Origin of the sequence: Streptomyces sp. NPDC059861 (assembly GCF_042731435.1) — a bacterium.
Taxonomy (GTDB): Bacteria; Actinomycetota; Actinomycetes; order Streptomycetales; family Streptomycetaceae; genus Streptomyces.
Genome location: NZ_JBHWJQ010000005.1, coordinates 1 through 11,384, shown reverse-complemented (window position 1 = coordinate 11,384; position 11,384 = coordinate 1). Strand labels below are relative to the sequence as shown.

Genomic DNA, 11,384 nt, shown 5'->3' with positions numbered 1-11,384 from the left:
GACAGTCTGCACAGGGCCAAGAAGGCGAGGGCCGTCGTAACGGGCACGGCGGCGCCGCCCCACTCGTCCCAAAAACGGCGCGTCCCCTAGGCAAGCCCGCACGTTGGAGGCACGTTGGCAGGGAGACCGCACTCACAAAGCCACCTCAAAGGGGAGCAACCCCCATGACCGCCAAGATCCTCATCCTCACGGGCGACGCGGCAGAGTCCCTCGAAGTGCTCTACCCCTACCAACGCCTTCGCGAAGAAGGCTATGAGGTCCACATCGCCGCCCCCACCCGCAAGAAGCTCCAGTTCGTCGTCCACGACTTCGAACCCGGCTTCGACACGTACACCGAGAAGCCCGGCTACACCTGGGACGCCGACCTCGCGTTCTCGGAGGTCGACCCCGGCCGGTACGTCGCCGTGGTCATCCCCGGTGGCCGCGCCCCGGAGTACCTGCGCAACGACCCCGAACTCCGTAAGATCCTCAAGTCCTTCTTCGACGCCGACAAGCCCGTGGCCCAGATCTGCCACGGCCCCCTCCTCACCGCCGCGGTCGACAGCCTGCGTGGCCGGCGCGTCACCGCGTACCCCGCGCTGGAACTCGACATGCAGGCGGCCGGCGCCACCTTCCAGGACACCGAAGCGGTGGTCGACGGCACGCTGGTGTCGTCCCGCGCCTGGCCGGACCACCCGGCCTGGATGCGCGAGTTCCTCACCGTGCTGCGCGCCAAGGCCCCGGTGACCTGACGGCGGCGCTCCCTTACCGTCGAGGCGGGGCGGGGCGGCGTCGCGCTCCAGGCGACGCCTCCCTGCCTCACCCGGGCCTGGCTCAGGCAGCTATCTCGTGCGCCAGGGCGACCGCTTCTCCCAGCGAGTCCACCACCGGCACCCCCGCCTCCTCAAGGCTGGCCCGGCCGTGGGACCCCCCGGTGTAGAGCACGGCCTTGGCTCCCACATGCCGCGCCGCCACCGCGTCGTCCGCGGCGTCACCGATCACGACCGTGCGGGACGGATCCACCCGGGCGAGCGCGGCCAGATGCCGCACCATGTGCTCGGCCTTGCTGCCCCCGGAGGGTCCCGTCCGCCCGTCGACCCGTATGAAGTGCGTCTCGATCCCGAACCCCCGGACCAGCGGAACGAGTTCCTCGTGCCCGTACATGCTCAGGATCGACTGGCTGCGGCCGCCCGCCACCCAGTCCACGAGCAGTTGCTCGGCTCCCTCGGTCAGCGCGCACCGCACACGGTGCTCCGAGTAGTACCGATGGAAGGTCTCGTCCATCACCAGCCACTCGGCGTCTGTCGGCAACCGCCCGAGCAGGCGCTCGTAGAACTTCGGCACCGGCACGCAGTACAGCGACCGGTACTGCTCCATCGTGATCGGTTCCAGACCCAGCTCGGCGAATGCCGCGTTCGTCGCCCCGATGATCGCGTCATTGTCGTGGAACAGCGTGCCGTTCCAGTCCCACACAATGTGCGAAGCTCCCTGCATCCCCATGCCCGAAAACGTTACCTGCCCCCACTGACAACGGAGAGAACCGCAGTTCAGCGAGGTTCGACGGGCCGGTGACCGAGCGCCACCAGATTCGGGATCTCCTGCGTCGCGTACCAGAGCAGCTCGTGGTCCTCGGCCCCGTCCACGAGGAACTGTGCGTCTTCGTCCCCGGCGTCCGCCGCCGGCACCGCCCCGGCCGCCGCGGCCACATCCGCCTCCGCGTCCGCCGAGTCGACATGCACCGAGGCCACCTTGGCCAGCGGCACGACACCGGCGACCTTGACCTCACCCGGCGACGCCGGGTCGAGCCCCTGCCCGGGGTCGGCGCTCACCTGCCCGTCGGGTACGTCGACGGCGACCACGACCCGCCGTCGCGGCGCGCCTGGGTCCGCCGCGAGCAGCCTCAGCGAGGCCTGCGCGGCCCGGCCCAGCGCCGCGTACTCCAGCTCCTCCGTGTCCTCGGAGACGTACCACTCGCGCAAGGCGGGCGTGACGGCGTACGCGACGAGCGGCCCGGCCCCCACCTCGCCCGTCCTGTACGCCTCGGCGAGACCGGGGAGGGTCAGGGGGACGTAGACGCGCATGGCTGGCCGCTTTCGTGGTCGGAGGGGCTCCAAGCCCGTGTGAAGGGCCTTCAGGATACGTGTGGGGGTCCCCTTTCGAGTCCCTCCCCGCACGCGGGAGGCCGTCCACCCCACGCCGGGGATTCACCCGGCCCGCCCCCGTATATACGGGATCCCGTTCCCCTCCGTCACCCGGATAAGTGAAGTTCCCCGGCCCTTCGGCTCCGCGGCCGCCGGTTTGCCGCTCCTCGAATCACTCCCGTACAAGATCCCCAACAGAAGTTACTGCCCGGTACAGCACCTGCCGGCCGGGCCCAGCGACACGGGGATCCCCATGAACAAGGTCATGACCAGGACCGTCCAGCGCCACCCCGCCTCCCGTCCCCCCACGCGCCGCGACACACGCCGTCCCGGCGGCAGCCCACCTCGCCCCCCGGGCTCCGGCCCGACCCGCACGACGCCCTCTCTCCGGACGCCGACGGCCGTCCCGCAGCCTCGCCCGACCGACCTCTTCGCCGACCGCCTGCTCCTCGTCCTGAGCGGTCAGCGGCCCGTCCACGCCATGCTCCGCCACACCGCCGGCCCCGCCTACGACGACCTGGCCCACCTCGCCGAACACGGCCCCCTGCGCGCCGGCGGCCCGCGCCCCGTCATCCGCGACATCGGCTACTGCGAACCGCGCCCCGGCGCCATCGAGGCCTTCGTGCGCATCGGCACCGGTGACCGCCTGCGGGCCATGGCCTTCCGCCTGGAGCTGGGCCGCGACAACCGCTGGCGCTGCACGGCCGTGGAACTCGGCGGCGCCCGCCCCCCGGCGGGCCACTACTAGGGTCTGTCGTTTGGATCAGGTCGGCTGAGACCGACTGCGCCTTTCGGTCGACCAGCAGCCGCCTGCCATGAACGGTCAGCCGGGCACTACGGTGGGACACGAAGACCTCCTGTGCGGTGCAGTCCTAGACAGCTCCACCACACCGGAGGTCTTCGCCGTTAAGCAACCCGAGCACCAAGCGTTAACAACGCTCGTGATCAATACACCTAGCCCACCGGTGCCACCGCACGCCGAAGGGCCGGGCACCCCTCGGGTGCTCCGGCCCTTCGCCTGGCTGCGACGCTACGGCGCTACACGCACCGCTCGCCGTTACTTCTTCCGGCGCCGCCCGGCCTTGGCCTGCTTGCGGCGCTCGGCACGCGTGAGGCCGTCGGCCTCCGAGCGCACCGGCTCGCCGTCCTCGGTGAAGTCGCCCTCGATGGTGCCACCCTCACCGTCCACCGTCGGCGCGGTGAAGTGCAGGTTCCGCCGCTGCGGGGCCTCCAGGCCCTTGGCGCGGATCTCCGGGCGGGGCCCCGCCTGCGCGGGCACCGCGTCCTGCTTCTCCAGGGTCGGCTTGGTGTCCTCGACGGGGACCTCCTCGACCTGCTGCTCCACCTGGACCTCCAGGTTGAACAGGTAACCGACGGACTCCTCCTTGATGCCCTCCATCATGGCGGTGAACATGTCGAAGCCCTCACGCTGGTACTCGACCAGCGGGTCCTTCTGGGCCATCGCGCGCAGGCCGATGCCCTCCTGGAGGTAGTCCATCTCGTAGAGGTGCTCGCGCCACTTGCGGTCGAGGACCGACAGCACGACCCGGCGCTCCAGCTCACGCATGATCTCGGATCCGAGCTGTCCCTCACGCGACTCGTACTGCGCGTGGATGTCGTCCTTGATGGACTCCGAGATGAAGTCGGCGGTGAGCCCGGCGCGATCGCCGGCCGCCTCCTCCAGCTCCTCGATGGTGACCTTCACCGGGTAGAGCTGCTTGAAGGCGCCCCACAGCCGGTCCAGGTCCCACTCCTCGGCGAAGCCATCGGCGGTCTCCGCGGCGATGTAGGCGTCGATCGTGTCGTCCATGAAGTGCTGGATCTGCTCGTGCAGGTCCTCGCCCTCCAGGACGCGGCGCCGCTCGCCGTAGATGACCTCACGCTGCCGGTTGAGCACCTCGTCGTACTTCAGGACGTTCTTACGGGTCTCGAAGTTCTGCTGCTCGACCTGCGACTGGGCGGACGCGATCGCGCGCGTGACCATCTTGTTCTCGATCGGCACGTCGTCCGGGACGTTCGCCATCGACATCACGCGCTCGACCATCTGCGCCTTGAACAGCCGCATCAGGTCGTCACCGAGGGACAGGTAGAAGCGGGACTCGCCCGGGTCGCCCTGACGGCCGGAACGACCGCGAAGCTGGTTGTCGATACGCCGCGACTCGTGCCGCTCGGTACCCAGCACGTACAGGCCGCCGAGCTCCTTGACCTCTTCGAACTCGGTCCGCACCGCCTTCTCGGCCCGCTCCAGAGCGGCGGGCAGCGCGGCGGCCCACTCCTCGATGTGCTCCTCGGGGTCGAGGCCGCGCTGGCGCAGCTCGGCCTCGGCGAGGTCGTCGGGGTTGCCGCCGAGCTTGATGTCCGTACCACGGCCGGCCATGTTGGTGGCCACGGTCACGGAGCCCTTGCGGCCGGCCTGGGCGACGATCTGCGCCTCACGGTCGTGCTGCTTGGCGTTGAGCACCTCGTGCTGGATGCCGCGCTTGCTGAGCTGCTGCGAGAGGTACTCGGACTTCTCGACCGAGGTGGTGCCGACCAGGATCGGCTGGCCCTTCTCGTGCTTGTCGGCGATGTCGTCGACGACCGCGTCGAACTTGGCGACCTCGGTGCGGTAGATCAGGTCGGACTGGTCCTTGCGGACCATCGGCCTGTTGGTCGGGATCGGGACGACGCCGAGCTTGTAGATCTGGTGGAACTCGGCGGCCTCGGTCATCGCCGTACCGGTCATGCCGGAGAGCTTGCCGTAGAGGCGGAAGAAGTTCTGGAGGGTGATCGTGGCGAGCGTCTGGTTCTCGTCCTTGATCGGCACCCCTTCCTTCGCCTCGATCGCCTGGTGCATGCCCTCGTTGTAGCGGCGGCCGGCGAGGATACGGCCGGTGTGCTCGTCGACGATCATGACCTCGCCGTCGATGACGACGTAGTCCTTGTCCTTCTTGAAGAGCTCCTTCGCCTTGATGGCGTTGTTCAGGTAGCCCACCAGCGGCGTGTTCACCGACTCGTAGAGGTTGTCGATGCCCAGCCAGTCCTCGACCTTCGAGACACCGGACTCGTGGATGGCGACCGTGCGCTTCTTCTCGTCGACGTCGTAGTCGCCGGTCTCCTCGATGCCCTTGAGCGGCTGGCCCGCCTCACCGCGCTTGAGGCGCGTGACGAGCTTGGCGAAGTCGCCGTACCACTTGGTGGCCTGGTCGGCCGGGCCGGAGATGATCAGTGGCGTACGGGCCTCGTCGATGAGGATGGAGTCGACCTCGTCGACGATGGCGAAGTTGTGACCGCGCTGGACCAGTTCGTCCTGCGACCACGCCATGTTGTCGCGGAGGTAGTCGAAGCCGAACTCGTTGTTCGTGCCGTAGGTGATGTCGAAGCCGTACTGCTCGCGGCGCTGGGCCGGCGTCATGTTGGCCAGGATGCAGCCGACGGACAGGCCCAGGAACTTGTGGACGCGGCCCATCATCTCGGAGTCGCGCTCGGCCAGGTAGTCGTTGACCGTGATGAGGTGGACGCCTTCGCCGGACAGCGCGTTCAGATAGGCGGGCAGCGTACCCACCAGGGTCTTGCCCTCACCGGTCTTCATCTCGGCGACATAGCCGAGGTGCAGGGCGGCGCCGCCCATGATCTGCACGTCGTAGTGGCGCTGGCCGAGGACGCGCTTGGCGGCCTCACGCACCGTGGCGAAGGCCTCGGGCAGCAGGTCGTCCAGGCTCTCACCATCGGCGTACCGCTGCTTGTACTCATCGGTGAGGGCCCGCAGCTCGGCGTCGGAGAGGTCGACGAAGTCCTCTTCGATGGAGTTGACCTGGTCCGCGATGCGGTGCAGCTTGCGCAGGATCTTGCCTTCGCCTGCACGCATGATCTTCGAGAGGACGGACACGGGGGTTGGTCTCCTTGCCGGTCGGGCCTGGGACGGTCGGTTTCCTTCTGACGTACTGAGCAACGGCCATCGTATGCGAGGACCCGGCCACGCCGGGAGGCCTGCCGGACCATGACGGTCCGCAGTCACGCTTCGATGCCGAGTCTGCCGTCGGACTGGCTGGAAGAACCGCCTTCTCACTGGCTTCGATCTGCCTCAGATCTGCCTTCGATCTGCCTTTCACCCGGGACAACGGACGGGAGTCCCGGATGGTGCCGCGGCACGCCGACGAATTGTGCGAATCGTGATCGCACGCTCACACACGGCAAAGGCATGGCGTTTCGCCCGCTCCCCCGAGCAGAATCGGCCGATGGAGCCCGTCACCATCGCCACCGCCCGTCTCCGGCTGCGCACCGTGGGCCCGGACGACACCGACGCCGTGTACGCGGCGTGCCAGGACCCCGACATCCAGCGCTGGACGACGATGCCCTCGCCGTACCTCCCCGAGCACGCCAGGAACTTCACTGAGCACGACGTCCCCGAGGGCTGGGCGAACCGCTCGATGTTCACCTTCGGCCTATTCCTCCCCGACGGCGAACTCGCCGGAATGCTCGGCATCAGCATGCGCTCCCTCGGCGTCGGCGAGATCGGCTTCTGGCTGACCCGGCACCACCGCGGCAACGGCTACATGACCGAGGCCGCCCGCGCGGTCTCCCGCTGGTCCTTCGTCCACCAGGGCATCGACCGCCTGGAGTGGCGTGCCGAGGTGGGCAACACCGCCTCCCGCGCGGTGGCCGAGAGCGCCGGCTTCACCATGGAGGGCACCCTGAGAGCGGCCCTCAACAACAACGGTGTGCGCCGCGACTGCTGGATGGGCTCCCTGCTCCCCTCGGACCTGGGGCTGCCGTCGACGGCGCCGTATCTGCCGGCCCGGGCGCCGGCCACATGAGCCCACCCAGGGGCCCCCTCGCACAGATGCCCGGCTCAGTCCGCGCTGTCAGTACCACCCTCTATCGTTCGAAGACATGACGACCCCGCGCCCGGCGGAACTCTCCGCAGCCGAAGCCCGCCGCATCGCCCTTCGCGCCCAGGGCTTCCTCGGCACGCCCGACCGCAAGGCCGGTGTCCGCGGCATACTCCGCCACCTGGGCGCGGTGCAGCTCGACACCATCTCGGTCCTCGCCCGCTCCCACGAGCTCGTTCCCTATGCCCGCCTGGGCGGGGTCGGCCGCAAGACCGTCGAGGACGCCTACTGGAAGCCCACGGCGACGGGCGGAACCCCGGCCCAGCCCCACGCCTTCGAGTACTGGTCGCACGCCGCGTGCATCCTCCCCGTCGAGGAATGGCCCCACTTCGCCTTCCGTCGCCGCGCCTACCGCAGCCGCCCCCACTGGAGCCACGAACTCCCGGACGGCGCCTACGACCAGGTGATCAAGCAGCTGCGCGCCGAGGGTCCGCTGACGGCCACGGAGCTGGGCGGCGCCAAGCGCACCAGCGAGTGGTGGGACTGGTCCGGCACGAAGGTCGCCGTCGAACGCGCCCTGATGTACGGCGAGGTGGTCTGCGTGGAGCGCCGCGGCTGGAAGCGGGTCTACGACCTCGCCGAGCGCGCCGTCCCCGCGGCCCTGCTGCACGACGAACTCGACGACGCCGAATGCCTGCGCCGCCTGGTCCGCCTGGCCGGCCAGTCGCTCGGCGTGGGCACACGCGCCGACATCGCCGACTACCACCGCCTCAAGGGCGAGCAGGTCGACTCGGTGATCGCCGACTCGGGCCTGGTCCCGGTCACCGTGGAAGGCTGGGGGAAGCCGGCCTGGGCGGACCCGGCGGCCCTTCTGACACCCCCGCGCGGCCGCCACCGTACGACGCTGCTGTCCCCCTTCGACTCCCTGATCTGGGAGCGGGCCCGCACCGAGCGCGTCTTCGGCTTCACCCACCGCCTGGAGGCCTACGTCCCCAAGCCGAAGCGGGTCTACGGCTACTTCGCGATGCCCGTCCTCGCCGGTGGCCGTCTCGTGGGTCGCGTCGACCCGGCCCGTGAGGGCCGCACCCTCGTGGCCAAGCAGGTCACCCTGGACGGCCCGAAGGCGGTCCCGTCGGTGGCCCAGGCGCTGATCGAGGCGGCGAGCTGGGTGGACTGCACGAACGTGCGCGTGGAGCGGGTGGACACGCCGGAACTGCGCGAGCCCCTCACCAGGGAACTCGCCCGCGCACTGGCCTGACCGCGTCAGCGGGCCGACGGCTCGGGCGACGGTTGGGCGACGCTTCGGTCGGTCGACGATTCGGTCGACGGCTCAGCGGATTTCGAGGATCTTCTCCCGCATCGCGTACACCACCGCTTCCATCCTGGAGTGCAGTTGCAGCTTCTCCAGGATGTTGCGCACATGGTTCTTCACGGTGTTCTCGGAGATGAACAACTCCTTGGCGATGTCCCGGTTGTTCATCCCCGTGGCGACCAGCTTGAGCACTTCCAGCTCACGGTCGGTCAGCCGCGGGGCGGGCACCAGCCGTCGCTCGTCCGTGCGTTGGATCATCGACTTGAACTCGGTGAGCAGCTTCGACGCCATGGACGGACTGATCTGCGACTGTCCGTCGGCCACCGCTCGAATCGCCGTGGCCACCTCGTCCGTGGAGATCTCCTTGAGGAGATATCCGGTCGCCCCCGCCTTGATGGCTTCGTAGAGGTCCGCTTCCTCGTCACTGATCGTCAGCATGATGATCTTCGCGCTGGGCGCCACCTCCTTGATGGAGGTGCATGCCTCGATCCCGCCCCGCTTCGGCATGCGGACGTCCATCAGGATGATGTCGGGGAGCAGATCGGCGGCCTTCTCCACGGCCTCGGCCCCGTCACCCGCCTCGCCGACGACCTGGATGTCCTCCTCGGCCGCCAGCACGATCTCCAGGCCACGGCGGAAGAGGGCGTGGTCGTCCACCACCAGGACACGAATCGGTTCTTGGCGTGAGGAGCCCCCGTCCGTGCCCATGCCGACGACGCCGTCGCCGGCGTCCTCGTCCTGCATCGGTCCGAAGCTGTCCGCCATCGTTCCTCCCCCTGAAGGCTGTGGCCTGTGGTCCTGTGCCATCGCCAACCCAAGGCAACGGTCCACCGGTTGGGCCGTTGCGGCCATGATTTCATGCCCGGACGACACTCCGGTGACGAAGCGGTCGGTGAAGTGGTCGCACACAGGTGCCCCTGGGAGCGCACACGCGCGCTCCAGGGGCACCCGGATCAGCTGTCGTCCGGATCAGGTCAGCCGCCCAGCGGACCCCCCGCGTCAGGGGACGGCGTCTGGGTGACCATGGTGTCCGTGCTGAGGTGGATCACGCCGTAGTCGTACGCGTGCCGCCGGTAGACGACACTCGGTTCCTTCGTCTCGGAGTCGACGAACAGATAGAAGTCGTGCCCGACCAGTTCCATCTCGTAGAGAGCCTGGTCGAGGGTCATGGGTGCTGCGACGTGAGTCTTCTCGCGGACCACGAGGGGGCCGTCGCCCTGTACTTCCAGCGAGCCGATCTTCTTGGTGGGTACCGAGTCCGGCTCGTCCGCCTCGAAGGCACTGCCGTCGCCGGTGAGCGTCGCCGCGCCCGGAACGTGGTCGGCGACCTCGGCTGCCGTCAGCCGGCGCACCCCCCGGCGCGTGTGACGCTTGTCGTGCTGCCTGCGCAGCCGTGCGTCCAGCTTCTCGGCGGCGAGGTCGAGCGCCGCGTACGGGTCGTTGGCCGCTGCCTCCGCCCGGATCACCGGACCGCGGGAGCGGAGGGTGATCTCCACTCGGTCGCAACGGTCGGCCTGCCGGGGGTTGGGCTCCTTGGACACCTCGACGTCGAGGCTGATCACCTTGCCATCGAGCTTCTGGATCTTGTCCAGCTTCAGCTTCTCGGCCACGTGCTTTCGGAACCGCTCGGGCACCTCGGTCTTGCGGCCCTTGACGACGATGTCCACGCAGAACTCCGTTCCCGGATCGCTCCGCTCTACTGGCGGAGCATCTCCCTTGTGCACCAGGTCCCGGTGAGCCCCGGGACCGCGGACTCGGTGACGTCCACCTCCTCCCCCATGGGCAAGATCTCCACCCGGCCGGCCGGGGTGATTGCGAAAAACCACGGCACAGCATTCGGATAAGCGAGGTGTGGCCTGCGGCCTTTCCCTCACAACCGAACATATCTCGCCCGGGCGGATGTCGTCACCCTCTACTGCCGCGTACCTCCATTCCGGTGAATTGACCCTGTCACTACCTGCAACGATGCAACTTCGCAGTCAGTTCCGGTTTATTTCGAAAGAATCCGGCGACGCAGCGACCACCGCGGCACAGATCGCGACCCGGTCGCTCTTCGCCTTTCCCCGCACGGCCCACTCACGGTCCGTGCTCCCTTCCATTGATCCCGTCATCCGTTCCCCTCTCCTTTCCCCAATGGCTCCCCCGTACACGGCTGTCACCACATCTCCGCGCGTCGCAAATGCCGCACGCCCGTAACCAGCCGTTTCCTCCATCAGGGTCACCCGCACGGCCCGCGCGGCCTCCCTCAGCGACGCCCCCGTCGTCATCACGTCGTCCACCAGCACCACGTGCCCCTCACGCAACAGTCCGGCTCCACCGGGGGTCACCGACAGCGCCCCCGCGAGGTTCTCCAGGCGCCGCTGTCCGTCCAGCCCCGCCTGATCGGCGACCGGCCGCCGCTGCCGCAGCACCGCGAGTACGCGCGCGGGCGTCCCGGTACGGCGCAACTCGGCCGCCGCCGCGAAGGCGATCCGTCGGGCCGGATCATGCCCCCTGGCCCGCACGGCCCCGCGCCCCGACGGCACGGGAACGAGCAGCACCGGCCCGCCGGGCACCCCGGCCGGCCCCGCCCGCACGGCGCCCGCGAGAGCGACACCGAGCGGCCGGGCGAGCGGCAGCGCGCCCCGCTCCTTGTGAGCCAGCAGCACGGCGCGCACCGCCTGCGCGTACGGTGCCGCCGCGTGCACGACCGGCAGCCCGCGCGGCTCCGGCACCGGTCGCACCCGGCACGGTGCGGCCCCGCTCAGGGCGGCACGGCACTCCGGGCAGAGCACCGTGCGAGGCCTGCCACAGCCTCCGCACTCGGCCGGCAGCACCAGATCCGTGAGGTCCTGCCACCAACCCCGCATGCCCACCACTGTGCCAACGCCGTCGCGGCCTCACCAGCCCTGTGGACAACCGCCTGTGGACAACTCGCCGCACGACCGTGACAAGCAGAATCGGCCGACTCCGCCAGGCCTCTGCCCAGCGAGAACGGCCGTCCGGCACGACCATCCCTCAGAAACCGCGATGCAGTGCCCTACAGCGGCCAACCGCCCTCAGCCCCCGTTATCTTTTTCGCGGTCCTGCAATGGGGCCGCTGGCCTCCGGGCCCGGTATGACTGTGTCCCCTCTGTCGAACGGATGACCTGGGGGGTGGTG

Annotated in this window: 10 protein-coding genes; 4 read left to right on the top strand and 6 right to left on the bottom strand. The window is 69.2% G+C overall.

Annotated features, from left to right (window positions below):
• Positions 1 to 164: 164 nt before the first annotated feature.
• Complete coding sequence (locus ACFV6X_RS05770; RefSeq protein WP_385378186.1) at positions 165 to 731, top strand: DJ-1/PfpI family protein; 567 nt, start codon at positions 165 to 167, stop codon at positions 729 to 731.
• An 82-nt stretch (positions 732 to 813) separates the two neighbouring features.
• Here the strand turns inward: ACFV6X_RS05770 and ACFV6X_RS05765 are convergent, their stop codons facing one another.
• Positions 814 to 1,479, bottom strand: a complete 666-nt coding sequence (locus ACFV6X_RS05765; protein WP_385378183.1) for an HAD family hydrolase — start codon at positions 1,477 to 1,479, stop codon at positions 814 to 816.
• Positions 1,480 to 1,526: 47 nt separating this feature from the next.
• Positions 1,527 to 2,060: a DUF6912 family protein gene (locus ACFV6X_RS05760; protein ID WP_385378180.1), complete on the bottom strand. Its 534-nt coding sequence runs from the start codon at positions 2,058 to 2,060 to the stop codon at positions 1,527 to 1,529.
• 313 nt (positions 2,061 to 2,373) lie between these two features.
• Here ACFV6X_RS05760 and ACFV6X_RS05755 point away from each other — a divergent pair, with 313 nt between their 5' ends.
• Positions 2,374 to 2,868, top strand: a complete 495-nt coding sequence (locus tag ACFV6X_RS05755) for an Rv3235 family protein (protein ID WP_385378177.1) — start codon at positions 2,374 to 2,376, stop codon at positions 2,866 to 2,868.
• A gap of 309 nt (positions 2,869 to 3,177) precedes the next feature.
• Here the strand turns inward: ACFV6X_RS05755 and secA are convergent, their stop codons facing one another.
• Positions 3,178 to 5,988 carry a preprotein translocase subunit SecA gene (secA, locus tag ACFV6X_RS05750; protein ID WP_385378174.1) on the bottom strand — a complete coding sequence of 937 codons (2,811 nt, stop codon included), beginning with the start codon at positions 5,986 to 5,988 and terminating at the stop codon, positions 3,178 to 3,180.
• Between the two features lie 349 nt (positions 5,989 to 6,337).
• Between secA and ACFV6X_RS05745 the strand changes: the two genes are divergently transcribed.
• Both ACFV6X_RS05745 and ACFV6X_RS05740 read left to right on the top strand, forming a co-directional pair.
• A complete protein-coding gene (locus tag ACFV6X_RS05745; protein ID WP_385378171.1) occupies positions 6,338 to 6,916 on the top strand; it encodes a GNAT family N-acetyltransferase in 579 nt (192 codons plus the stop codon).
• Positions 6,917 to 6,992: 76 nt separating this feature from the next.
• A complete protein-coding gene (locus tag ACFV6X_RS05740; RefSeq protein ID WP_385378168.1) occupies positions 6,993 to 8,189 on the top strand; it encodes a winged helix-turn-helix domain-containing protein in 1,197 nt (398 codons plus the stop codon).
• A gap of 72 nt (positions 8,190 to 8,261) precedes the next feature.
• Here ACFV6X_RS05740 and ACFV6X_RS05735 read toward each other — a convergent pair whose 3' ends face one another.
• The 3 genes from ACFV6X_RS05735 to ACFV6X_RS05725 all read right to left on the bottom strand — a co-directional run bounded on the left by ACFV6X_RS05735 (position 8,262) and on the right by ACFV6X_RS05725 (position 11,092).
• Positions 8,262 to 9,008 (bottom strand): response regulator transcription factor, encoded by a 747-nt coding sequence (locus ACFV6X_RS05735; RefSeq protein ID WP_365455780.1) that lies wholly within the window; start codon positions 9,006 to 9,008, stop codon positions 8,262 to 8,264.
• Positions 9,009 to 9,217: 209 nt separating this feature from the next.
• Positions 9,218 to 9,910: a ribosome hibernation-promoting factor, HPF/YfiA family gene (gene hpf / locus ACFV6X_RS05730; RefSeq protein ID WP_385378165.1), complete on the bottom strand. Its 693-nt coding sequence runs from the start codon at positions 9,908 to 9,910 to the stop codon at positions 9,218 to 9,220.
• Between the two features lie 312 nt (positions 9,911 to 10,222).
• Positions 10,223 to 11,092, bottom strand: coding sequence for a ComF family protein (locus ACFV6X_RS05725; RefSeq protein WP_385378162.1), 870 nt, complete (start codon positions 11,090 to 11,092; stop codon positions 10,223 to 10,225).
• Between the last annotated feature and the right edge of the window lie 292 nt (positions 11,093 to 11,384).

What these genes read in the sequence shown, in the direction of transcription:
- ACFV6X_RS05770 (WP_385378186.1), top strand. Translation starts at nt 165, where the DNA reads ATGACCGCCAAGATCCTCATCCTCACGGGCGACGCGGCAGAGTCCCTC.
- ACFV6X_RS05765 (WP_385378183.1), bottom strand. Translation starts at nt 1,479, where the DNA reads ATGGGGATGCAGGGAGCTTCGCACATTGTGTGGGACTGGAACGGCACG.
- ACFV6X_RS05760 (WP_385378180.1), bottom strand. Translation starts at nt 2,060, where the DNA reads ATGCGCGTCTACGTCCCCCTGACCCTCCCCGGTCTCGCCGAGGCGTAC.
- ACFV6X_RS05755 (WP_385378177.1), top strand. Translation starts at nt 2,374, where the DNA reads ATGAACAAGGTCATGACCAGGACCGTCCAGCGCCACCCCGCCTCCCGT.
- ACFV6X_RS05745 (WP_385378171.1), top strand. Translation starts at nt 6,338, where the DNA reads ATGGAGCCCGTCACCATCGCCACCGCCCGTCTCCGGCTGCGCACCGTG.
- ACFV6X_RS05740 (WP_385378168.1), top strand. Translation starts at nt 6,993, where the DNA reads ATGACGACCCCGCGCCCGGCGGAACTCTCCGCAGCCGAAGCCCGCCGC.
- ACFV6X_RS05735 (WP_365455780.1), bottom strand. Translation starts at nt 9,008, where the DNA reads ATGGCGGACAGCTTCGGACCGATGCAGGACGAGGACGCCGGCGACGGC.
- ACFV6X_RS05725 (WP_385378162.1), bottom strand. Translation starts at nt 11,092, where the DNA reads ATGCGGGGTTGGTGGCAGGACCTCACGGATCTGGTGCTGCCGGCCGAG.